Raw genomic sequence first — 23,196 nt, forward strand, 5'->3', positions numbered from 1 at the left:
TAGATACAAAAAAATGTATATTTATGTATATTGTAATCAAAAAAGCTTGATGCCGTCGTTTAAGGGCATCAAGCTTTTTTGATTACTTCGGAGGGATCCTTCTATTTGGAACTTTTCAAACTCGTTTTTCAACCATTGATTATCAACTATCGTGTCACGTTAGAGTAGAATCATTATCAGCAAGTGATTGCACCACAAATCTCTCAATTGCAACAGCAACACCATCGTTATCATTTGATTCGGTAGGTACTATTTCTTTACCAGCCCACCAAACCCTATTTCCATATGTCTGACGATAACACAGGTAATTGAATTTTTTGCTTTTCTACTATTTATGATACGGTTCACCGCGCTGTCTGTAACGGCAAGTTTTGTTTTCTCACGACATACGTAGGTTCCCATTTGCCAGGCTCTCTCTTGACTTAAGTCAATGCACGTAAACATTCCCCTAGTTACAATTAACTTAGGGGATTTTTCATGGGTACTCAAGGAAAGGGTTATTGGATCAGCGGGAGTCTTGGTCGATTCTCTTCTTAATTCTACTTAGTGACTCTGGAGTAATGCCGAGATAACTGGCCAATTGATGTTGGGGTACCCGGTCAATAAGAGAAGGGCGTTTCATTTGCAGTTTCTTAAAGCGTTCTTCAGGCGTAGAAGCGATAAAAGCAGCGAATTCTTCTTGGACCTGACTAAAGTTTTCCTCGATCATCCTACGGGTCATTATCTCCAATTGAGGGTGTTTGTCGTACATGTCTTGTTCTATATTCAGGTCGCCAACGACCATTACAGAGTCTTCAACGCACGTGAACGTGTAATCGGACGACTTCTCTGTTTTGTGATGATTGAAAATGGCGATGGCTTGCTCTTCAGAGTAGAAATTGGAGGTGACCTCTCTTCCCTCTTCATCGATCGAATACTGCCTTACGCAACCTTTTAGGATGAAATAACAGGTTGTAGGAGCATCTCCTTGTTTGAAAAGAACGGTTCCCTTTTTAAATTCTTCTATACGAATCTCGTCCACAATGGCTTGCTGATCTTCCTCGTTAAGGGAAGTCCATCTCGACATATACTTATATAAAATGTCTTCCATTACCACTTTCTTTCATCTCCTTCTCTTCTGTCCTTACTCCAATCCATTTTCTAATGTTAGAGAGCCTTCTGTAAAGGACCATTGCAGTGGATCATAAATAATTTTCATTGTTTGTGATGGTATGTTCTATATAATACGCACTAATGAATAGGAGGGAAAACTCATGAGAGCCATGGTACAAATCTCGTATGGTTCAGCAGAAGTGATTGTCCCGCAAGAAATCGCAAAACCGTCGCCTGGAATCAAGGAAATTCTCATACGAATTCACGCTGCCAAAGTAGGACCTTCGGATATTAGCTTTCGCAAGGGCGATCCGCTTATGATTAAATTCATATACGGGTGGTCCAGACCGAAATATGCAATTGGAGGAGTCGAGTTTGCCGGAGAGGTTGAGGCGGTCGGCCAAGAAGTGAAGCACTTTAAAGCGGGGGACCGCCTTGTGGGGATGAGTGTCAAAAACTTCGGTGCTTATGCCGAATATATGTGCCTCACCGAAGAGAGTCCGCTCTCGGTCATACCGGACGCTATCACCTTTGAAGAAGCCGTCGGCGTCTGTGACGGGGGTGCCACCGCTTTGACATTTCTAAGGGATAAGGCCAAGCTGCGAAAAGGGCAGAAAGTGCTGATTAATGGCGCTTCGGGAGCTGTCGGGATTTACGCAGTGCAATTAGCCAAATACTATGGTGCTGAAGTAACTGGTGTTTGCTCTGCCGGCAATGAAGATTTGGTAAGAAAAGCAGGGGCGGATTTCATTATTGATTATACCCAGGAGGATTTCACGAAAGCGGACAAAGCCTATGATGTCGTTTTTGATGCGGTAGGCAAGCGTTCCTTCTCTGTATGCAGACGCGTACTTGTGCCTAAGGGAATCTATCTTACTACCGCACTTAAGTTATCTATCGTGTTACAGATGATGTGGACTTCCCTGTATAAAGGCAAACGAGCTGTTTTTGCAACAGCCGGCCTTATGCAGAACAAAGCGAATTTGGCGTTTCTCATGAAACTCACAAGAAAGGGAACGCTTAACGCCGTGATCGATCGTCGATATCCTCTGGAGCTCCTCCCAGATGCCCACAAGTATGTAGAGACTGAACGTAAACAAGGGAACGTAATTATTAAGTTCTAAAGTCAGCCGTGACCCTTGCAATAAGTTTGCCCTTATTTAGGGTACGGTTCAGCTTTCCCCCTCAAATGGTGAAAATTTTCGAGCAGACGAAACCAGTTTTCTGATGAAACAACAGCACAAAAAACGGGTTGAAACAATCAGGCTGGACTGAAGCCAAATCGTTTACGAAATCCGGCTTGCTGCAGAAATTTCATGTCGGTCAGTTCTTGAAAAGCAACCTTTAATGCAAAGATTCAAGCCGATCTTTGATCTGTGAAAGTTGAGTTACAAAGTAACCCTTTCTAACGATTTGTTCTCCTTACTGGCTATGGACCGTAAGGATATCACAAATTCGTTTAATTGGGTTATTTTGCCTTGTGACAATTTTCTACAAGAGCTTTTCACTGTCCAGTAAATAATATGTACCATTTTTTATCTCTATTTGTTAAAATTATTATATTCTAAACTATTGGTAATCTATTAAACTTTATTCAACAATAACAAAAAAGGAGCAAGAGATTTGAAAAAATGGTTGGTTGGTATCAGTGCAGCAGTGGTTTTGCTGGCGCCGCAAGGCAGCATCTTTGCTGCAACTTCGAAAAACATGCAGGTTTATTTTAACAAGGTAAATATTGTCGTGAATGGACAAGCTTCGGCTAGTAATACCATTTTATATGACGGCAGTACATATGTTCCGATACGAAACATCGCAGAAATGATGAAGGATTTACCAGTCACTTTTTACCCGAATGAAAAAATAGCCAATATCGGCACAATCCCAGTGGGACAACAAGAGCCAGGCGTCCCTTCTGTGCAAACGGATAACTCCAAGAATGATGTACGGGAACAAAAAAGGGATACGGAAATTAATGCGGTTTTTGACACGATAACGCTCATGGTGAATCTCCAAAAAGTAGAAGCCAACAACTTTTTGTATAACGGACGAACCTATGTCCCGCTGCGAGCCGTTTCCAACATTCTAGGATTAGGTGTTGCTTATGATGATGCTACCGCTACTGCCTATATCGGCACTGTTCCTGAGGGAATAACGATTAAACCTTCAGACTCCTCCAAGTCCCCTGAAGCAAGCGGCATGTATCACGTACCTGCGCATGGGGAGATGAACGGCTGGAACCTGCTGAAAGGACATCCTTACGAAGATATGACGGAGATTTATTATCAAGTCAATGGCAGCATGGTTCTCACACAGGTTAAAGACATCCGCAATATGGACATGGACGAATTGATCACTTGGGTCGACGATGATGGAAGGACAATAAGAAATACAAGGAGAGATATTCACAAATTCTTCGGATCGTTCAGCAACCAATATACGTCGAGCTGGTTTTCCTCCAAATTCGGCGATGTGTATGCAGATTATTTGAAAGTAAGCGCCTTAAATGCGAATAATCTGGTTGATCAATATTTATATGAAACCGGACAGTTAGAAGTTCCCGAAAGCCAGGTTACCCTAAAACCGAACACTCCAACTATCGAGGCAACTCCAGATTCAGGATATAATAAATATGGGGATGGAACCGTCGTATTCTACGCGTATGATCGATCCGGCACTTATAAAGGGGAGTTCATTGACTCAGACGATAAATACTACGTCAAAAATGCAGATGAAAATTCCCACCCCCCCAAGCTGTCCGACGGGTGGATATCTTTAGGAATCCTGCAGAACATCTATCAAGTAAGCTATCAAGATACACAAATCGTAATCAAGCAGGGAACCGAAGAAGTTGTACGTCTCCCTCTCCCATCCAATTGGAATCAAATTGACGTAAGAGAGACCACCTCGAGCAACATACGGATCAAAAAGTATGATACCGGCATCAATAAACAAATTACGGAAGCCTGGATTGATGAGGACACTTTGAAGGAAAAGACCGGGGTTAGATTCGCTTTCACCGGTAAAACAGGCGTTGACGATTATGCCCTTACCGCCCCTCCTACGAAGAATTCCACAGAAAAGCAGATCACGTTGGAATTGAAGCTTCCAAGCCATTGGAATACAAGCTCCTCGGGAGATGCTACGGAAATTAACGGACTGCATATCAAAAAGGAAAACGGGAAACGTTACTTTTTGGTGAAGGATTTAGAGAAATTTAATTTTATTACCCCCATTAAGGAAAGCAAGGACTTCACCGTCTACTTTAAAGTCGATGACTTGACTGCCGCTGGACTTCTTAAATAACGCATTATGCGATTGCTTTCGATTTTGCTTCTAATTCAAAAAGGGGGCCTCTTCTAATAGAGGCTCTTTTGCTGATCTATCTGTCTCGTCGTCACTTATGGTAGGGTTCACCGCGAGTAATCTTAAATTATCCTTCTCTGCAGCACAGTCAGGACATGGCCCGTCGCTCATAGTACGGGTTACGCCTCCTCATTAAAACATAATATTTATTATGTAAACTAGAGTCTCTTCACTACAGACCAAACGAAAAGACGTCCAAATTTCCCGTAATTGAGGATCTTTCTCAGACGTGGGTTAAACGTAGTATATGTTTTTGTCCTAATACGGCAAACGATATAAGTTCTTGTCACTGACATGCGACAAGAACTTATATCGTTAAAACAAAAAATGCCGCTGCTACGCGACTTTTAAGCATATATGTTCTTGTCATCCGACAGTTCATCACATCGCTACTTTGAGCGGTAGTATAAAAGATTGCATATGTTTGAATCCTATAAGACTCGAGTACTGATAAACGGTCGTTTTTGTTAATGTATTTAAACGAGAATTTTGATAGACTCGCCTGCTTTAACTTATTTAGCGCCTCCCATTTAGGTACGGATTCACTTTAGGCACCGTTTGTGCTACTTGGAGCCATAACCTAAAATGATTCAAACAAAAATGTGTTGTGAATTTATTCTGCAGCCAGACGTCTCTAGCCCTCAAACTGCGGTAATGCTACCCAATTGATCTCCTTCACTGAAAACGATTTTCTACCTCCTCACGTTTCCTTGCTCTTTTTTCTTTCAAGTATCTCATTTAACCAGTATTTTAAGCTTTTGTTGAAACGAGTAATTTCATGGATAGCTCCAGTATTTATTCGGATTGAAGCTTTCCGCTTCATTGCATATAATGAAGGTACTACCCTTCGGGGAGATCGTTAAGGGAGGCCGCGATGAACGAGACCGCATTTGACGAACTATTATTTGCAAGCTTGAAGCCGGGCTTAACCTCGTTCTGTTACCGAATGCTAGGCTCTATGGACGATGCGGACGATGCCGTTCAGGAGACGAGTATTCGGGTCTGGCAGAGCTGGAGCACGTTCAGACAGGATTCCTCGTTCAAAACTTGGGTCTATCGGATTGCCTCCAACCTTTGCTTGGACAAGCTGAGACAATCCAAACGCCGCGCGCTTCCCGTTGACCTGTTCGACCCGGCCGTCGCCATCGTCGAGCCGCGCGACACGCTGCCGGACTCTGCCTGGATCTGGCCGTCTCCCGACTTTGGTGGCAATCCGGAGGATCGGCTCGTCCGCAGAGATACCCTTCAACTGTGCTTCATCGCTCTCCTGCAGACCTTGCCTCCGCGGCAGCGTGCGGCACTCATTTTGAAGGATGTATTTGAATGGTCCTCCAAGCAGATCGCGGAGACGTTGGCGATGTCACCGGCAGCGGTGAACAGCGCCTTGCAAAGAGCCCGAGGGACGATGGACCGGGCGCAGCTTCGCTCGGATGAGCTCAGCAGCATGAACGTTCAACCGGAGCAGCAGCTGCTGTCCCGGTATGTGGAGGCCTTCGAGCAATTCGATATTACTGCGCTCGTCGCGTTGTTCCACGAGGAAGGCTGCATGTCGATGCCGCCCTTCGAGATGTGGATCCGCGGCAAGGAAGATTTGTCCGCCTTCTATTCGCTTACTCGCTGGCATTGCGAAGGTTCGCGATTTGTGTCCATTACGGTGAATGGCGGTTATCCGGCGTTGGCCCAGTATATGCCTGGCAAAGAGGGCTCTGGCCTGATACCCTGGGGCATCCACGTCATCGAAACCAAAGAAAATCAAATCCTGCACGTTCAAAACTTCATTCATACGCCATTATTTTCGCGATTTGGGCTGCCTGAGCGAATTGACCAATGAATTTCGTCATTGGCTTACGTCTATATCATTGAACGACGAATATCATAAGAGAGGTGTCTAATGGAAACGAGTCAACCGAAGAAAGTAACCGTGCAAGCCGTCATTCAAGCCCCTGTCGAGAAGGTATGGCGTTATTGGACCGAACCGGATCACATCACGAAGTGGAATCAAGCGTCCGAGGACTGGCATGCGCCGAGAGCCGAAAACGATCAGCGGGTCGGTGGCAAGTTTCTGACACGGATGGAAGCGAAGGATGGCAGCATGGGGTTTGATTTTGGCGGCGTCTACGATGTCGTGAATCGGCATGAGGCGATCGGCTACACCATGGAAGACGGAAGAAGAGTGGATATTGCTTTCGTCGATCAAGGGAATGAGACGAAGGTCATTGAAACGTTCGACGCGGAAAGCTCCAATCCCGTCGAGTTCCAGCAAGCAGGCTGGCAAGCGATCATGGACAATTTCAAAGCCTATACCGAACAAAACTAATCATCGCGAAGAAGACGCCTGGGAAGAAGCCCGGCGTCTTTCTTTTTGAACCCTAGTACGAGCGTGCTCTCCGTTAGCCTTAACTTTGTGCCGCATCTATGTTCATATAGTTAATGGCCCACAGATGGCCGTCCAAGTCCACGAAGCCCCAATGATACATGAACCCATGATCTTCAGGTTCAGCGTGCAATTTCCCGCCCATGGAGACCGCGGTATTCACGATTTCATCGACCTTTTCCCGGCTCTCAAAGGCCAAGGCGATCGTCATCTGCGCATACTTGCTCGTATCGACGGTTTCCTTCTCCGTGAGCGTATTAAAGAATGCTTGATTGATCAGCATGACCTGCAGGTTGTCGCCGATCACGATGGCTACCGAATTCTCGTTCTCGGGGAATTGCGGGTTGAGCTCGAATCCGATTCCGGTGAAGAACGCTTTGGATTGTTCTACGTTTTTTACAGGCAGGTTGAAGCTCGTGAATGCGGACGTTAATGCCATTTTCAAAACACCTCTTCGTAAAATTAGTTTGTGTTCATTGATGCCTTCGTTTATATAGACGACATCCGATCCGGAAATTCATCGGTCTCATGGATTCGGAAGCGTAAATTTTGAAAAATAACTTGGTATTGAGTTCGGATACCCGCCATTCCCGTAAGGTTGCTTATTCTTATTGTGCAGGGATAAAGATTGAACCTCTTTAAAAAGGAGTTCGTCTGAATATATGACAATTAAAGGGTTAGTATCGAGTGTCAGAACAGGGGTTCTTGTTAAATATTCACTAACTACTAAAGAGAAGGAACCTACTTTACGGGAACCTAAATAAGTTCTTGTCCAAATACGGCTATCACTGACTTGTGACAAGAACTTATATCGCTAAAATAAAAAAAGCCGCTGCTACGCGACTTTTAAGCATATATGTTCTTGTCATCTGACAGTTTGGATACAAATCGGTTATCATAAAAGGCTTTATTTTTTAGGAAGTATTCCAACTGCTCTTGCAGCAGCCGCGCTTTTTTCAACAAATGCAACTGGATTATCAATTGATTCCCAGTGGATATATTTGAATGGATTGCTCTGGAAAAGCCAGTGGTTATGAATTGCAGTGATTTTGATACCACGCTTACGTAATTCTGAAACAAAAGGATTGATTTCACTTTCTAATATAACTGTTTCCCCCAAGTTTAGCGTGCGTCCGCGGGAATCAGAAGATTCTACCGATAATGCAAATGGTAATGTTAATGGGGATCTACTCCGTCGACCAAGAATCTTAACATTTAAATTCCGTAAAGTTTGGACAACGCAAGCTGGTTGAGTTGACGCTACCTGGCCACCAATAATTTTTGCTAAACGTGCACACAAAGCTTTGTTAATCATATTAAATACCTCCCCTATTAATTTAACGAACAATATAGATTATGATTACAATTTTATTTTGACAGGATCATTTGATAGGAGATAATAGTATATTATTAAATGGTTGTAAGGCTGTTGTCACGGTGTCAAAAATGGATTGCTTGCCAAGAGGGCGTATCCTTTTCCGTAAGCTGTTTTCATAACAATGTATTGAGAATATTTTCAATTACGGTTAACGATATAAGTTCTTGTCACTGTCTGTGACAAGAACTTATATCGTTAAAATAAAAAAAGCCGCTGCTACGCGACTTTTAAGCATATATGTTCTTGTCATCCGACACGATCCGTCGTTGCTCGGGTACCGGTTTGATTCTCTTTTATACATTATCTGCAGGACGATTTGATTCCGTACATTAGGATCCCCGCCAAGGAGCCAGCTGCACAGAAACATCAACCAGTGCAAAAGCCTGATCAAGTCCTCCTCGGCGAGACAACTGGGAAACCAGAGACGATTACAATCGCCTCTTTGCAAGACCCCGATACCCGTCAAAGCACACCTTCGTTCGCGGTTCTTGGAAGTTGAATGAGGCCTTCAGTTTCCATTTCAAGTCTCTTGAAACAGGTGGGTAACCCCTTACCTAAGAATGAGAAAACGGCATTATAAATTGATTATGGAAGCCGTCACCAAGCGGTTAAATCACGGCTGTTGCGCAGTAAGCGTTGTTGTCATCGTCGACGTACCCATATACGAGCAAGTTGTCCCGGACAGCCAAGGCAGTACGATATCCCTCGGCGATTCGCTTGGGCTCCGAGTCCCAGTTAATGACAAACGTCTCTTCATGAACTTGTCCCGAACGGAAATAGATGGAGCTGCCCTTCTGGTACATCAGATAGACCCTTCCTTTATCATCAAGGGCTACGGACGGAAACATGCCTTCCATGCTCGTTTCGAAGGCTTGATAGTTGAGTGTCCCTCCCGAAACAAGCGCAGTGGCAATCACCATGTTTGAATCAAACAGATTGTTTGAGAAAAAGGCGGATACCATCAAATGTTTGTTGTTTAAGGCAAATCTCGGTGAGATCGCCCTCATTCCCGTCGGCAGGTCGTGAACACTTCCCCACTGTACGACATTCCCTACTATGGAACCGACCAAATAATGCAGCAGCATAAGATGGCTGTCGGTCTGGAAAAGCGCCACTACTGTGCCTTCATTATTGATACGGATACAGGGATTGCCTCCTCCGTAGGTGTCATCATCCATACCAACTCTTATCGATTTCTTGTAGTCGATGCCGTTCTTATTCGCCGTTCCGGTATGATACCACATCTGTGTCGTGAAAGGGCCGTCCGATTCGTGAATTTCAAGAAGCTTGCCGCTTCCGCTTACCGCAATGGACGGATCCATACCGTCGTCGTAAGTATTGGGATTGTCGCTCCACCGGAGCTGGTTATCCGCTCCCGGCACTCCATAGCTGCTCATCAAACTGCTGCTGCGGCGGGCCAACCATGCGGCAACCACCGTGTAATCGGGTGCGATCGCGAGATCAAGGCTTGCTGCTCCGCTTGCAAATTTTTTGGCTTCGGACAAAGAAATAGACATTCTACAAAATCCCCTTAAATTTGAATGGCAACCGTTTTATTCATACATGTAGTTATCACTGGATGAATAAGATATTTATCGGTTTTTTGTCGTAATTTCGTAGATGTTTTTTGTAAAAAACAATTCGAAAGAAAAAGGAGCTCTGTCAGCGGAATTTACTTTACAATAGGAAAGCATAGTTTTCATGCACATAGAGTAGAGAGAATTTTTATGCAATTGATTAAGGTGGGATTCCCCTTATGGAAAAAACGCCGAGCTGAAGAGATATTACTTTCTTCAACTAAGGGATGAACAGGAAGACGATGATAGTAACGATTTTCGCCTGGACGGATGCGGCTGCATCGTCGATCTCGAAGCGGGAGATAACGTCCGCGTCCCCTCAATTACGGGAAACAATATAAGTTCTTGTCCCAATACGGTAAACGATATAAGTTCTTGTCACTGACTTGGGACAAGAACTTATATCGTTAAAAAAAGCCGCTTCTACGCGACTTTTAGGCATACATGTTCTTGACATCCTACAGCAATCCCGGAATGTGTTTTAAGCGTTCGGTTCGCTTGATTCCTATCATGGTTAAAACTGAGATGAATACGGCCACCGCATAATCGTCGCCTGAAATGACTTTGTTAGGGCAAAGGTACCAAAATCGATCCCAACATAACCAGCCCCAAAAGCCTCTGGATAAACTCCTCTTGCTGCTTTGCTTTACTCTTTCTTCGTGCCATTGTAAATCCCCCATAGCGTGCAATCCCTCAATTCGACAGAGGGGACTTTATTCCTGCAAGAAGAAAAGTTACAATGTCATCCTAATTTAAGGTTGAACGAATGAATCCACCATCCACTTGGAAAATGTCTCTTTCTCTTCAAATTGTGGATAATGAGCAGATTGCTCGTATGTTATAAATTCCTTTGAACTCGCTTCAATTTGATCGAAGTATGCTTTGGCCGATTTTGCGGAAGTCATGTAATCATACTGTCCCATGATAAAATACACGGGTACCTCTAGTTTCGTAACGATTGCAGGCAGAGGCTCTGCAAGGGCTTGCTGAATTAAAATGCCTTGTGAGTAAGCTGCACCACGGTTATAACGGATGCGATCTAACAAGTTATACTCAGGTCCAAACCATAACCCCTGTTCCATATCCGCCTCAGCATCGATCAGTCTTGCGGCACCTCCATATTTGTGAACATATTGGCGAGGTACTAACGCCGTGCCGTTTCGGACTTGTTCGGTTAACCCTTGCAAATATTGAACGTCGGTCGTATTACCGCTTTGTTTCGCTTGATCAATCACATAATTCAAACTATCCCATTCACTATCAACAATATTAGACACCTGTCCGATGCCAATATAAGCTTCATATTTATCAGGAGCTTGCTGTGCCGCCTGTATGCCAATATACGTTCCGGAGGAATGTCCGGCGAGGATGACCTTCTCTTGATTCAAACGAGCCGAAATGTAATCCGTCAAAATCAATAAATCCTCCACTAATAGATCTGTCGAAAGATTGGAATATTCCTCTCCAAAGTGATAAGATTTGCCGCTGGCTCGTTGGTCATATCGGACAACCGTAAAGTCCTTCTCCAGCAGGTCTTGGTACTTGGTGGCATAGGGGATTTCTGAAACCGCCGGACCTCCGTGTACAAAAATAACAACCGGATTGCTCTTATCCTGACCTCGTATCAGAAGTTCATGACCTGTGCCATTAATTTCGACTTGCTCAAGTATGCTTATGCTGTTTTTGCCCTCTAGCTTGGGTGTCCAAGTGGGAAAAAACAACGCTAACCCAACAAGCAATAGAATAGCTGCCCCCGAATATACCAACATCCTTCTCACCTTTTTGATAATCTCACCTCATTAATAAGAATAGTTTTCTTAAATCAAATCTTACTCTCATTAACAAAATTTAACATCTGCCTTACGAAGTAAGTCCAGCGAATGATTACTTCTAGGACGCCTTTGCTGCCCTCTCCACCCACTTCTCACGTAAAGCTATCAAGTCCTCGACAAAGAATCTTCGCAGATTGGGTCTTCTTCTCAAGGCCAGCGGGTTAGCTGCCTTCATGTAATCAGCACCAGAAGGACGACAATAATAATCATCGCTAGTACCCCCATATATACGGGGATCTTAATTTGAGAGACCCCAGATCTATCCATTATATAATCTAATGCAATGAGGACGAGCGTCCCTATCACTATTCCCCAGACGGGATCGACGTCGATATAAAAATAAGCCAAGGTGAACACCGCTATAAAGAAAAGAAAGTTTAAAGGATAGCGTACACTCAATAATTTACCTCCTCCCTGGTGTTTAAAATTATATACTAAAATATACCTAAAATTCCTAACGAATGTAAATTCGATGAGTGTTTTTTCTATAACTTAGTAATAAAGCCCGTAACGTTGAAGGATTTCGTCCGGAACTCTGGTTCCTGTCCCATAGTATTGTATCTCGATTGGCGTCTGGTAGCTTGAATTCGAATATCTGACAGATGCGTTCGTGTATTGGTTATTGGAAATTATTTGTGTCTTCGCCTTTGTCGAAGGAAAACAAAGTATTAGACTGACCCTCAAATTAGAAACACCGACAACCTGGACAGGAAAATAAAGTCCTAGACTGTCGCTGTTTTATTAAACTAACGTTTCCCATCAGCTTAGAGATGTGCGAGTTCGAACTGTCACATAAAAGATGACAGAAATTCGAAGATTACCCTCATCCCAAATTCACATGCAGCAGCTTATCCGGATTGCGGATGAGATAAATCCGCTGAATGCGGTCGTCTTTAAACGCTAGGCTGACGACTGTCGGGAAAGGTTCGGAGGGGCTGCTTAGCACAAAGCCAAGCTGCCCGTTGACCTTGACGAGGCGCACGGCTCCTGCCCCGTCATCCTTGGATACAAGCCCTTGAATGAATGCGAGGACGCGCTGGCTCGATGTAATAGGTTTAATCGCCGCCATGACTTTACCGCCACCGTCGCTATAAAGCACGATGTCCTCGGAGAGCATCGCGAATAGCCCGTCCATATCGCCAGTAGCCGTCGCATGGAGGAAACGAAGTACGAGCTGCTCGGACTGGGCGCAGGAAATCAGCTCGGCGGGCGGCTCGTCTTGGATTTTTCGTTTGAGGCGGCTGTAGATCTTGCGACATCCCAACTCCGTCTTGTTTACGAAGTCCGCAATATCGCGATAGTCGTATTCAAAGGCTTCCCGAAGAATGAATACCGCACGCTCAATAGGGGTTAGCCGATCGAGCAAGATGAGGAAGGCGTATGATATCGTATCCTCCAGCACGATCGTTTGGAGTGGGTCCTGTCCCGCCGCAGTGGCCGAGCCTGGAACGACCGAGTAGTCTTGCACGAGAGGCTCCGGCAGCCAGGGTCCGACGTATACTTCTCTTTTCTTTCGCGTGGATTTTAAGTAATCGAGACAGCGATTCGTAACGATTTTGCATAAGTACGCTTTCAGGTTGCGGACGTGACCGCCATCCTTATGGAGGTCCTGCTGCTGTACTGTTTCAAATGCATCTTGTACTAAATCCTCGGCATTCGTGACAGATCCCAACATGCGATATGCGATGGAAAGAAGAAGCGGTCTGTAAATCCGGTATACGGAATCAAGCTCCACGATGTATCCCTGCCTTATCTTGTTCTCTTACGGCTATTATACCTTGAGCGGCATCTTTCGCGCTCGCCAAAGATGCGTTAAGCAGCATACCCTTAGATCCTACCCAATCGCCAGCGACATACAATCCGGGCCGTCCTTCGACCGCAGGTCCCGGTCTGCCCGGGAGGCCGCCGCTCATGGCGGTTACGACGCCATGCGAGACAAGCATTGTCGGCAGGAAGCGCTGCTGAACGACATGCTTGCGCCAACCCGGCTGAATGAAATCGAGAAAGCTTTTAAGCTCGTGTTCATCTTGCTTGGGGTCTGAATTTTGTGAATCCGACAAATACTTCATGACGTGAATGACCATGTGTTCTGGATTATCGGATAACTTGGCCGCTGCAGAATGGTTGGAGTAGTACCACGGATAATCGGCGCCTAATACAAATTTCGTTTTTGGTTGAGGCATCCCGGATACGACGAGATCCAGGCATGCGGCATGGACAGGAATAAGCTGCTCATAGATTGCCGCTTCCGTAGTGGTAAGAGCAGGATTGAGGAGAGCAAGCGTACCCGCAGGTCCGGTAGTGGATATCACGTGACGGGTTGTCAGCTGCGATCCATCTTTTAAGGTAACCATCATTTGGGGGTAACAACCGGCAATTTCTCGAACAGGCGAGCTCGTGCGGATTGACACGCCTGCCTGCTGTGCTTGGTCCGTCAGTTGGCTCACGAGGGATTGCCAGCCTCCATCCACATACAACACCTGGCCTTGTTTGAGCTGCTCGATGACAGCGCCTGCGCTCAGCAGGTCGGGGGCATCGCAGTACGTGGATAAGCGAACCAGCGCAAGTAGGATACTGCGCACGCGCGGACTAGAGATTTGGGATTCCAAGTAAGCTTGCAGACTTACCTTGTGCAGAGCAGAAATGTCTATTTTGCGTAGGTGGCTGTAAAAGAGAAGGAGTTGGGTCTTCTCGTGCCATTTTAGGAACGATCCAAGCAAGAGCTGCGCGAGCGGGAGCGCCTTGTTCGCACCGTCTGCTCCTTCGAACACGAACATGCCTGGAGGCTTCGGTGCCGCCCCGGTAGGTGTGACGCCTATCTCTCGTAAAATAGGGAGCGTGCTTTTGTAGAGAGCATGCGCTCCCAAGTTTACCCGGGCGGCCGCGATCGGGGTCGAAGCGGCACGGCCTCCGAGATGCGCTCCTTTGTCTATCAACAGTACGGTCTGGCCAGCCCGTGCCAAATATATTGACGCGGTTAATCCAGCGATGCCGGCTCCAATAATGACGACATCCCATATCGACTCATTGCGATTCTGTATCATGTATATCAATCCTTTCCGGTCTGATGCATATACGACGATTAACCGAACCGGTTTGTGACATGTTACGAATCTCCGAGAGGGATATTAATGAATAAGGTATGGAATCCGTTTTCAGATACCTTAATCAATTCGTTATTGGAGCGATAAAATGAACCGTACTAAATTCAGAACAGAGAACCGTGATTGCGTTATCTACTCGCTAGCTTAATCCGTAAGCCGAGCGCCTACGATTTCGTATACTCTCCTCTTCCCCTTCATTTGAAAAGGACTAAAGCAACGATTAGCAGGAGCAAAACAACGACTGCAGATATTACCGTTTTTGCCCATCCCGGTGTTGTATAAGGCTCGGTGTTGCTTTTGCTCTCCGGCTGCTTACGCCATCCATACTTCGTCATACCTTTTGGTTTGTACACCGACAAGACTGTAACCACAACCACGATCAACAATCCTCCGCTTGGATGTACGATATGAATCGAATCTTTCAAAATACTTATGTCTTTGCTCGACAATGGTCTTTTTGATGCTACGGATAACGCATGGCTCAGTTCCTGGATGTATGCCACCAACATAAATACGGCTATAACGGTAAACAAAAGTTTAAAAAAGATCCAATAATGACGAAATAACCCCCACCTAGTGCCAAGTGATAACGCAATTCCGGTGAGCAGCGATGCAAAAGCCACGGGTACAACAATAAAATTAGCAATTAAGGACATGATTTCGATAGCGGGTCGTAACATATCGGTATCTTGATTGTTTAGAACATAGACGGCTATGGGGATATAAGCGGCTGCAGATCCGAGCCATCCCATGGTAGTAATCACGTGTATAGTGAGTATTAGCTTACGGAAAGAAGGTGAAAAAGTCATGTGCCCCTCTCCCTTGTCCTATGCTCAGTACTTGGTTTTTTAGCAATATTTTTTTCACTGCAATATCCTCCTGATTCATAAACATGATAGTGTCCCCGGATATTTCTGACAAACGATCAGAATTGGCCGGGAGCCCCCATCTTTTTCCGTCATTTCCTATTTCACTTTTACAACGGGTCTAGGCATCAGCGGAGCACTCCAAGCCTTTTCGATTTGTTCTAGAGCAAACTCTGCTGTGGCAATTTTGAGCTTTCCCTCGGCTGCCATTTCAAAAACGCCTTTAACAGCGGTTAGCATATCGGCTTTAGAGACACTTTTATCTCCGCTTCCTACGAGTTCGATTGTTGATGAACGTAAAATACTCGAAGGTAATTGAATGCTTTCTTGGCCAGATGAAGTTCCGATGCTTACAAAGCGTGTTGCACGATCCGTATTTGTCTTAGCAAGAACAGACATGATGGCAAATGCGCTGTCGCCCCAAAGGTAATCCAATACCACATCAACACCTTCAGCAATAAGTGGCACCAGGGCATCTTCAAATGTTTTTTGTCCGTTGTCGGCTGTCATATCAAATGCAATGGCCTCTTCCGCTTCAAGTGCTTGCAACTTCAATTCGTTGCGTCCCGTTACAATGATCTTCTTGGCCCCCAGGCCCTTAGCAATCTGAACGGCTAAGCTACCTGATGCACCAGTAGCGCCATTGATCAACACCGTTTGACCGGATTGGAAGCCAGCTCGAAAGACCAATGCAGCCCATGACGACATAGCGGGGTTTGCGATAGCTGCAGCAGTGGCATCATCAATATCATCTGGCAAACGTACAGTCAGCTTTTCGTTGACAATGGTTTGCTCAGCCAAGCTGCCATAAGGTGCAGTAGGCAGCACAAAGTAAACGCGCGACCCATCTTCCATAGTTCCAACACCGTCGATGCCGGCTACTATGGGAAAGTTTACTTGGGATGAGTAGTGCATGCCCATTGAACGGAACTTGCTAACTCGGCTCAAAGCTGTCGCTGAAACGTTAATTAAAATTTGTCCGTCTGTCGCAACGGGGGAATCCAGATGACCCATTACGGGATCGGTCCCTCTTTCCTTTACGATGGCAGCCCTCATAGTTATCACACCGTTCTTTCTATTAAAATGTGCGGGCACCAACTCTTGCTTGGCATAAGTTGTAACGCCGATTACCCGGGATGATTTTACTTGAAATGAGCGTTATTTTCCTCATTGTTTGATCGGTTCCGTTAGTTAACTTTTAATAAAGATGTGGCGCCTAAAGTCATGACATGCTGTGGAGGCAAACCCATCAGTACTCTTCCGTATAGCTCTAGTCCAGTCGATGCTGTAGTCAGCGCATGATTGGCCCCGCCTCTAATATCCCGGAATATTTGAGACAAGTGATTGGAGTCGGCAATGACACTCCCCCCGCTCTCTGCCGTTAGCAGATCTACGGCTTCCCAGCATAACATGGCTGCATAGGTTATATCTGTCTGAAGCTGTGCCATTTCTTTTAAACTAAATTGTTCGGCATTTTGAGCGTGACGCTCCAAATTGTCAATTGATCGGCTAATATGAAGATGAGCGGATTCGACCTTCATAGCCGCAAGTCCTACTTTATACTGAATATGACCCACAACCGCTTGAGAAGGGTGAACCGTCATTGAAATTCCCTTATGAGGTGCTTTTTCAACAAAATACTCGATCGCTCCTCTGGCGAGTCCGAGAATCGCGCTTATTCCTGTTGTGATGCTAATGATCTGCTGTGCGTAAGGTCTATATCTATCACGCCCCTTCAGCTGGACAGGCGGCATACCTCCCTGATGCATTTCTTGGGTTATGACATACTGCTCTGGTACAAACGTATTTTTGATTTCCAGACTATTACTCGAGGATCCCTTTAAACTCATCGTATACCAATCGTCAACAATCGTGACTTCACTCATCGGAACAACGGCCAGCATCATCTTCATAGTCTTGTCTTCTCGCATGGATTCTCCGTCCTTCAAGCTTAACAAAGCATGGGTAGCATGCATCGAACCTGAACCGAACCTCCAAAAGCCTTCTTCTATCCAATACCCTCCGTCCACTTTCTTCACGACAGCTTTACTAGCTAGTAATACAGAACAGAAGCGTATCTCCTCTACCTCGTTATAAATCGAATCTAATACACCGGAAGGTAGTGATAGTGCCGCGTTATAGTTATTTCCGTTGATGATTTGAACGACCCAGCCAACAGAACCATTCCCCTTGGCCACCTCGGAAATAATCTCGACCATGGCGCGAATACTCACATCATGACCCCCGTACTCTTTCGGTGTGCCAAGCTTAAACAGCCCCGCATCCGAAATTTTTTGAATCACTTCATCAGGAATGTGTCGTTGTTCATCAATAATCGTACCGTGCTTCTGCAGATAGGGAACTAACTCGGTAGCATAATTTAGCAATTGCTTTTCACAAGCAGTGAGTTGACAAGCTGTACTTAAATTGGTCATTGAAATCCACTCCTTAATTATACATAGGTGTATTTAACTGTATTTGTAGAGTAAATATATAATGTATAATAGGTTTCAACAACCGATAAAATCGCAGATATGTCGAGAAACAATACAAAGGGAGGAATCTGTCATGAATAATAAAACATCCGAAGACCTGCGCGTCAAAAGAACTCATAAGCTTCTATACAATGCTCTAATGGATTTGATGGATAAACACCCGTTCGAGAATATAACGGTGAAGCAAATCTGTGATCTAGCGATGGTACATCGAACTACGTTCTACACACATTTTCAGGATAAATTCGATTTACTTTCACGGGCTATGCAGCAAATTGCCGAAAAAGAATTTAAGGGACTCGTCGATGCTTCCTTTTCTCCATCCGATAATTTTAGAGAATTATTTTCTCTAGCCATGAAACATAAGAAATTGTTTTCCATTCTTTTAGACGAAGAGAGGGATTCCTTGAGAAATTTGTTGCGAAAAGAAATGGGGAGGGGCATGAAGCAGTATTTGATTGAGCATAATTCGATTGAAGAGAATTCCATCGACATGCAAATTAAAATAGAGGCATACATCGGAGCCGTACTTGGCGTGGTTAATTGGTGGATTCAGAGCAATATACCTATCGATGACGAAGAAATATATGCAAAAATGAATATCTTTTCAGAATGGAAATTCGCAGATTAACGTCGTTTTTACTGTTAACTCTATCCCTCTTCATTTTGTTTTTAAGTGGTCCCATTTATAGGGGGTAATCTCTGATTCAAGAACGATCCCATACATCTTCCGTATTTCACCCATGAAAAATCCCCTCCAAGTAAACCATAGTGCGCTTTTCACACACTGTCCACTTAAAGGGGATAATATCAAATATACGGGCGGCCTTTTACACTTTAGCAGCCCATACTTCAATTTCTATTTTTATCTCTGGCAATCCTAATTCAGAAATATAGCCAATCGTCATGGCGGGATAATCATTACCAAACAATTTCTCCCATTCTTCATATAGATTATCCCAATTAATTTTTTGGGTTGCCCATATATTTACTTTGATTATGTGTTCTGATGTTAACTCCTCTGAACGTAAAACGGATTGGATATTCTCAAAAGTAATTTTAATTTGTTCGTCCAGACTATCGGGAATATCCCCATTTTGATACGCTCCGATTTGACCGGAAGTCACATACAACTCTGAATTTCTTGGAATTTTGGTGATATGCGAGTAGTTACCTACGGGGTGATACATATCTACCGGATTTTTTCTGGATATTTCGGCCTTTTCCATCTTTAATTACCTCGCTTTTCAAAAAGGAATTTTCTACCGTTTTACAGTTCATTTTTGGACAAACTTCACCCGTGAAAATGAATTTTAGAAAAAAACAGCAGTGGAGTATCCATATCCAAAAGATATAAACATTAAAGACTTTTTCTTCATGAATTGGATCCCCCTTTCATATTAAACGCGAAGTATTAATTCATTAGAATTATAGTCTAAAAGAAAATTTGATTCAAATAACCTGCCCCTTAACTTAATGAAATATCTTTAAACTTCAGTTAGATTCCAGTAAGATATGTGTCCTTGTCATTCACAAGTGAACGCCCCCCCTATTCACCTCACAATTTCCTGAATTACCGCTACCATATCAGCTATCTTCATTACTAAAAATTAACTCATCCATCTTCGTATTCAAGGAAGTTCATTAACTAGTTAAAAAGATTTTTAAAGTTTTTGTTTGTTTATACATAGACAAATTTTATTTTTGTTTGTAAAATATTAAAACAAGAGGATGATGTGTACATTAATCAATAGGAGGTTGGCACCATATGAAGGAAGAACAAGAAATTATCATATACCCTGCTGTACCACAGGATCGAATGACTTACTTAATGGGGTTGTTTTCTGCAGTCCAACAAATTGGGGTTACACTACATTTTTCTAAGCTGCTCGATACAAACTTATTAAAGCAAGCCCTTCAACTTATAGCAGCCCAAAATCCCATTTTAAACAGTAGATTTGTAGAAGCTGAAACGCCTTTTTGGGAGAAATGTACAGATCGTTCATTCGAGGTCATATTGTCGGTTCAGAATTGTGAAGATAATGAAAGGAAAACAGCAATAGAAGACTATCTGGCGCAACCGATCGATTGGATCGGTTCTATGCTGGAAGTGCGGTTGTTTAGGTCCGATCATGATTCCCTGTGCTTGAAAATTTCGCATCTATGCATGGATGGAGCAGGCGTGAAAGAGTTTATACGGCTATTGGCTGCGCTATACACGCGACTATATGAGAGGGAGTCTTACCATTCGATCCATCAAGAAATGATGGAAGGTGGACAAGGTTTTCGGGATCAAGCCCCTTTGTTTGCGGCGGCAGGAATAACAGATATTTCGTCAGCCTTCCACCAGCATGCAGAGGCTGCTTCCCTCTGGTCTTTTCCATTCTCTTCACTAGATAACCTAAATCCTGTTATAGCCATGAGAAGCATGGAGCCGCATCAAATGGAAAAGCTCACTAACCAAACTAAAGCAGTTGGGGCAACGATCAATGATGGATTGCTTGCGGCGTATTTCCGCTCCATCGCCAAGCAAGCGATCTACATGGAGCCTCGTACCAAGAGAACGGCCATTGGCATGACAATCGATCTGCGCCGATATTTGCCGAGCTTTTCAACCGGTGCACTGTGCAATTTGTCCGGCATGGAGATGCCTGAGATTGAATTGAACGAATGTGAACCGTTTGAGACAACCTTGGAAAAAGTGAAGCGCGCCATGGATACGATTAAGGGGAATAAGCCCGGCATGTCTTCTGCAGCAGGGATGGAGAAAATGGCGGAAATGCCGCTTTCTACTGCAAGAGCAGTGATGGCCAAGCAGCATGAAATGGCCTGTCAGCAGAAAATGACATTGCCGCTGATGACCAATTTCGGCGTCATATCAGAGCATGATATCCAATTTGGAGCTTGCTATGCGGTAAAGGGGGTCATGACTTCGCCGATCATGTATGCCCCGTTTTTCTGTATGGGTGCAAGCTCGTATCGCAATATACTCACGTTGTGTGTAGGCTATCATAAACCCGCTGTTTCAGAACACGAGGTAAACAGACTTCTGGACGATATGATGATGGAGCTGACGAAGTAGACATTCAATACGCCGCAGTGATCCGAAGCTCTCGGGAATATGGGCTCAATTAACATATTAGAGGAATGGAGAACGAGTGAAATGACTGAAAATAACTTATTTTCGCCTAATGATATTGGTCGGGGTATTATTCAATTCCAGTATCAAATCTCAAGTCAATTGCTGGACATTCATCTAACCGGGCTTAGTGAGGAAGAATATTACTGGAGACCTGCAGCACGGGGACTACATCTAAGTAACGATTCGGGAATCTGGCTTGCCGATTGGCCCGAGTCGGAGAGCTATGAAATCGGACCTCCAAGCATCGCTTGGCTAACCTGGCATATTATTTATTGGTGGTCCATGGTCCTTGATTATTCGTTCGGCGACGAAACACTTCAGCGGGAATCCGTCCCTTGCCCCGACAGCGCTAGCGGAGCAGTTAATCGAATTTATCAGCTAAAAGAGCTGTGGGAAGCTTCAATTGCAACGCTGTCCGCTAATGAATACCATGAACGCGCCCGAACCAATTGGCCCTTCAGCGACAAGCCGTTCTATGAGCTTTCCGCCTGGCTTAATGTGGAGCTTATGAAGAATGCTGCGGAAATAGGATATTGCCGGTTTCTGTTTGCTTCCCAAAAGAGGGAAAGCCTCCGGCCCTAGATCCTGAGAACTGATTGATTGTCTCTTCTCTCCCATAGCTAGTGGCAAATAGAGAGTGCCAACCACGACCTTATGAGAAACCTCCTCATTTAGGGTAGGCGCACAATTAAGAGCTGCTATCCAACTGATAAATGAGTTGTACAACGCCTGAGGAGAACGTTCTCGTGTTAACCATTTTTAAATTCAATCTATGCTTAATATCCACAAACAGCGGTTTTCCTTCTCCTAACACAACAGGGTGAACAGATAATCTAAATTCATCAACAAGCCCTAAATGGATGAAAGTTGTAATAAGACTTGCTCCGCCATATAACCAGATGTCTTTACCCGGCTTACTCTTTAATCTATTTACTTCTTCAAGAATATGATCGTTTATAAATGTCGCTGCATGATCAGTCCCTTTTTGTGTCCTGGAAAACACATATTTTTCTTTACTATGAACCAATTCCCAAAGTTCTTTTTCAGAATCCGCATGTTCAATTTCCGGAGTGAATTGTCCCCATAAATCATAGCTTTTTCTTCCATATAAAATTGTATCAATTTGGTTTAAAAAATTTATAAATCCCATCTCAGCGTCCATAATGCACCAATCAACTTCACCCTGTTTCCCTTCAATAAAACCATCTAAAGTAACCGCTAGATCTAAAATTATTTTTCGCTGCATGAGGTGTTACTCCTTTCGTTAATCTACCTACCACCCATTATAAACCTCAAATATGTCACCTTATGTCCTATTATTAAAAGGGAGAATACTTTTTTAACATTGCTGGTCGGTCAGAACGATTCCCTGAAAGCAATACAAGCTTTTCTTCTACGTGGATTCTCATTGATACTACTCATTCACTTAAACGGCCCGTTAGCTCCCGTTAGCTTACGAAGCATGGGCAGCCTAACATTTTATTTTCTCTGTCTGCAACTTTATTTTCCGAGTCCAAGACTTAATTACGCTGCCTAATCCGTTCCACAACGCGATTTTCCTTTGATATGCTTTTATCTATCTATAATGACTTTTTTCTAAGTTATTTAAGTTCTTTCCCTTTGAAAGTATCCATAACCTTAACCCTACTAAATAATATCTTGTATATGAAATTAAATCAGACTATTCTTTATAATTAATCCAAATAAAAAGGACACTCGTATAAGTGTCCTTTTTAGAAATAGAGTTATTCATTGAATTGCTCAAAAACATTTTTCTAAATTCACAACACTGTGACTCAGCGCTCTGTCGACTGCGCCCCTTGGATAATGTCGCGTATGTTTCACAGAGTACTAGACTCTTAAAAGACCTTGCGAATATGACTAATTTTATCATGCCTGAAGATCGGAAATGAATACAGGTTCTTAGCCTTCGACAATAATTGTTCTATGCATCAGTCAAGAGTAGCGGCATA

Annotated in this window: 20 protein-coding genes and 1 pseudogene; 7 read left to right on the plus strand and 14 right to left on the minus strand. The window is 44.1% G+C overall.

Annotated elements, in window-relative coordinates:
* Positions 1-505: 505 nt before the first annotated feature.
* The gene (locus EDM21_RS01240) at positions 506-1,090 is read right to left on the minus strand and encodes a Crp/Fnr family transcriptional regulator (RefSeq protein ID WP_157332625.1); all 585 of its coding nucleotides are present in this window, start codon (positions 1,088-1,090) and stop codon (positions 506-508) included.
* Between the two features lie 163 nt (positions 1,091-1,253).
* On the opposite strand from EDM21_RS01240, the gene EDM21_RS01245 reads away from it, so the two are divergent.
* The gene (locus EDM21_RS01245) at positions 1,254-2,216 is read left to right on the plus strand and encodes an NAD(P)-dependent alcohol dehydrogenase (RefSeq protein WP_157332121.1); all 963 of its coding nucleotides are present in this window, start codon (positions 1,254-1,256) and stop codon (positions 2,214-2,216) included.
* 74 nt (positions 2,217-2,290) lie between these two features.
* Here EDM21_RS01245 and EDM21_RS25435 read toward each other — a convergent pair.
* A pseudogene (locus tag EDM21_RS25435) lies at positions 2,291-2,449 on the minus strand (IS4 family transposase); the annotation flags it as partial.
* A 266-nt stretch (positions 2,450-2,715) separates the two neighbouring features.
* On the opposite strand from EDM21_RS25435, the gene EDM21_RS01255 reads away from it, so the two are divergent.
* The 3 genes from EDM21_RS01255 to EDM21_RS01265 all read left to right on the plus strand — a co-directional run bounded on the left by EDM21_RS01255 (position 2,716) and on the right by EDM21_RS01265 (position 6,772).
* Positions 2,716-4,395: a copper amine oxidase N-terminal domain-containing protein gene (locus tag EDM21_RS01255; protein ID WP_157332123.1), complete on the plus strand. Its 1,680-nt coding sequence runs from the start codon at positions 2,716-2,718 to the stop codon at positions 4,393-4,395.
* A 934-nt stretch (positions 4,396-5,329) separates the two neighbouring features.
* Positions 5,330-6,286, plus strand: coding sequence for a sigma-70 family RNA polymerase sigma factor (locus EDM21_RS01260; RefSeq protein ID WP_157332125.1), 957 nt, complete (start codon positions 5,330-5,332; stop codon positions 6,284-6,286).
* A 60-nt stretch (positions 6,287-6,346) separates the two neighbouring features.
* Positions 6,347-6,772 (plus strand): SRPBCC family protein, encoded by a 426-nt coding sequence (locus EDM21_RS01265; protein ID WP_157332127.1) that lies wholly within the window; start codon positions 6,347-6,349, stop codon positions 6,770-6,772.
* Positions 6,773-6,851: 79 nt separating this feature from the next.
* Here the strand turns inward: EDM21_RS01265 and EDM21_RS01270 are convergent, their stop codons facing one another.
* The 10 genes from EDM21_RS01270 to EDM21_RS01315 all read right to left on the minus strand — a co-directional run bounded on the left by EDM21_RS01270 (position 6,852) and on the right by EDM21_RS01315 (position 18,021).
* Entirely contained in the window at positions 6,852-7,268 is a 417-nt protein-coding gene (locus EDM21_RS01270) for a VOC family protein (protein WP_157332129.1), read from the minus strand.
* Positions 7,269-7,736: 468 nt separating this feature from the next.
* Positions 7,737-8,144: a DUF1259 domain-containing protein gene (locus EDM21_RS01275; RefSeq protein WP_157332131.1), complete on the minus strand. Its 408-nt coding sequence runs from the start codon at positions 8,142-8,144 to the stop codon at positions 7,737-7,739.
* A gap of 671 nt (positions 8,145-8,815) precedes the next feature.
* The gene (locus EDM21_RS01280; protein ID WP_157332133.1) at positions 8,816-9,724 is read right to left on the minus strand and encodes a hypothetical protein; all 909 of its coding nucleotides are present in this window, start codon (positions 9,722-9,724) and stop codon (positions 8,816-8,818) included.
* Between the two features lie 812 nt (positions 9,725-10,536).
* Positions 10,537-11,571 (minus strand): alpha/beta fold hydrolase, encoded by a 1,035-nt coding sequence (locus tag EDM21_RS01285; protein ID WP_166541790.1) that lies wholly within the window; start codon positions 11,569-11,571, stop codon positions 10,537-10,539.
* Positions 11,572-11,787: 216 nt separating this feature from the next.
* On the minus strand, positions 11,788-12,015 hold the full coding sequence (locus EDM21_RS01290) for a hypothetical protein (protein WP_157332137.1): 228 nt from the start codon (positions 12,013-12,015) through the stop codon (positions 11,788-11,790).
* Positions 12,016-12,439: 424 nt separating this feature from the next.
* A complete protein-coding gene (locus EDM21_RS01295; protein ID WP_166541771.1) occupies positions 12,440-13,351 on the minus strand; it encodes an RNA polymerase sigma-70 factor in 912 nt (303 codons plus the stop codon).
* Positions 13,341-14,660, minus strand: coding sequence for a phytoene desaturase family protein (locus EDM21_RS01300; protein ID WP_157332139.1), 1,320 nt, complete (start codon positions 14,658-14,660; stop codon positions 13,341-13,343). The genes EDM21_RS01295 and EDM21_RS01300 overlap by 11 nt, the downstream gene beginning before the upstream one ends.
* Before the next feature lie 254 nt (positions 14,661-14,914).
* A complete protein-coding gene (locus EDM21_RS01305) occupies positions 14,915-15,529 on the minus strand; it encodes a hypothetical protein (protein WP_157332141.1) in 615 nt (204 codons plus the stop codon).
* Positions 15,530-15,685: 156 nt separating this feature from the next.
* Positions 15,686-16,600, minus strand: a complete 915-nt coding sequence (locus EDM21_RS01310; RefSeq protein WP_235917969.1) for a quinone oxidoreductase family protein — start codon at positions 16,598-16,600, stop codon at positions 15,686-15,688.
* 173 nt (positions 16,601-16,773) lie between these two features.
* The gene (locus EDM21_RS01315; protein ID WP_157332145.1) at positions 16,774-18,021 is read right to left on the minus strand and encodes an acyl-CoA dehydrogenase family protein; all 1,248 of its coding nucleotides are present in this window, start codon (positions 18,019-18,021) and stop codon (positions 16,774-16,776) included.
* Positions 18,022-18,154: 133 nt separating this feature from the next.
* Here EDM21_RS01315 and EDM21_RS01320 point away from each other — a divergent pair, with 133 nt between their 5' ends.
* The gene (locus tag EDM21_RS01320; RefSeq protein WP_157332146.1) at positions 18,155-18,712 is read left to right on the plus strand and encodes a TetR/AcrR family transcriptional regulator; all 558 of its coding nucleotides are present in this window, start codon (positions 18,155-18,157) and stop codon (positions 18,710-18,712) included.
* A gap of 199 nt (positions 18,713-18,911) precedes the next feature.
* Here EDM21_RS01320 and EDM21_RS01325 read toward each other — a convergent pair whose 3' ends face one another.
* The gene (locus EDM21_RS01325; protein WP_157332148.1) at positions 18,912-19,310 is read right to left on the minus strand and encodes a RidA family protein; all 399 of its coding nucleotides are present in this window, start codon (positions 19,308-19,310) and stop codon (positions 18,912-18,914) included.
* A gap of 539 nt (positions 19,311-19,849) precedes the next feature.
* On the opposite strand from EDM21_RS01325, the gene EDM21_RS01330 reads away from it, so the two are divergent.
* Positions 19,850-21,163 carry a condensation domain-containing protein gene (locus EDM21_RS01330; protein WP_157332168.1) on the plus strand — a complete coding sequence of 438 codons (1,314 nt, stop codon included), beginning with the start codon at positions 19,850-19,852 and terminating at the stop codon, positions 21,161-21,163.
* An 81-nt stretch (positions 21,164-21,244) separates the two neighbouring features.
* Positions 21,245-21,805: a DinB family protein gene (locus EDM21_RS01335; protein WP_157332170.1), complete on the plus strand. Its 561-nt coding sequence runs from the start codon at positions 21,245-21,247 to the stop codon at positions 21,803-21,805.
* A gap of 106 nt (positions 21,806-21,911) precedes the next feature.
* Here EDM21_RS01335 and EDM21_RS01340 read toward each other — a convergent pair whose 3' ends face one another.
* A complete protein-coding gene (locus EDM21_RS01340) occupies positions 21,912-22,469 on the minus strand; it encodes a dihydrofolate reductase family protein (RefSeq protein ID WP_157332172.1) in 558 nt (185 codons plus the stop codon).
* Positions 22,470-23,196: the final 727 nt, after the last annotated feature.

Source organism: Paenibacillus lutrae, from assembly GCF_009757775.1.
GTDB lineage: Bacteria > Bacillota > Bacilli > Paenibacillales > NBRC-103111 > Paenibacillus_F > Paenibacillus_F lutrae.

Bases quoted from the DNA above. Each gene is read 5' to 3' on its own strand.
- EDM21_RS01335 (WP_157332170.1), top strand. From the start codon at position 21,245: ATGACTGAAAATAACTTATTTTCGCCTAATGATATTGGTCGGGGTATT.
- EDM21_RS01300 (WP_157332139.1), bottom strand. From the start codon at position 14,660: ATGATACAGAATCGCAATGAGTCGATATGGGATGTCGTCATTATTGGA.
- EDM21_RS01280 (WP_157332133.1), bottom strand. From the start codon at position 9,724: ATGTCTATTTCTTTGTCCGAAGCCAAAAAATTTGCAAGCGGAGCAGCA.
- EDM21_RS01245 (WP_157332121.1), top strand. From the start codon at position 1,254: ATGAGAGCCATGGTACAAATCTCGTATGGTTCAGCAGAAGTGATTGTC.
- EDM21_RS01320 (WP_157332146.1), top strand. From the start codon at position 18,155: ATGAATAATAAAACATCCGAAGACCTGCGCGTCAAAAGAACTCATAAG.
- EDM21_RS01340 (WP_157332172.1), bottom strand. From the start codon at position 22,469: ATGCAGCGAAAAATAATTTTAGATCTAGCGGTTACTTTAGATGGTTTT.
- EDM21_RS01305 (WP_157332141.1), bottom strand. From the start codon at position 15,529: ATGACTTTTTCACCTTCTTTCCGTAAGCTAATACTCACTATACACGTG.
- EDM21_RS01270 (WP_157332129.1), bottom strand. From the start codon at position 7,268: ATGGCATTAACGTCCGCATTCACGAGCTTCAACCTGCCTGTAAAAAAC.
- EDM21_RS01310 (WP_235917969.1), bottom strand. From the start codon at position 16,600: ATGGGTCATCTGGATTCCCCCGTTGCGACAGACGGACAAATTTTAATT.
- EDM21_RS01275 (WP_157332131.1), bottom strand. From the start codon at position 8,144: ATGATTAACAAAGCTTTGTGTGCACGTTTAGCAAAAATTATTGGTGGC.
- EDM21_RS01260 (WP_157332125.1), top strand. From the start codon at position 5,330: ATGAACGAGACCGCATTTGACGAACTATTATTTGCAAGCTTGAAGCCG.
- EDM21_RS01265 (WP_157332127.1), top strand. From the start codon at position 6,347: ATGGAAACGAGTCAACCGAAGAAAGTAACCGTGCAAGCCGTCATTCAA.
- EDM21_RS01240 (WP_157332625.1), bottom strand. From the start codon at position 1,090: ATGGAAGACATTTTATATAAGTATATGTCGAGATGGACTTCCCTTAAC.
- EDM21_RS01325 (WP_157332148.1), bottom strand. From the start codon at position 19,310: ATGGAAAAGGCCGAAATATCCAGAAAAAATCCGGTAGATATGTATCAC.
- EDM21_RS01315 (WP_157332145.1), bottom strand. From the start codon at position 18,021: ATGACCAATTTAAGTACAGCTTGTCAACTCACTGCTTGTGAAAAGCAA.
- EDM21_RS01330 (WP_157332168.1), top strand. From the start codon at position 19,850: ATGAAGGAAGAACAAGAAATTATCATATACCCTGCTGTACCACAGGAT.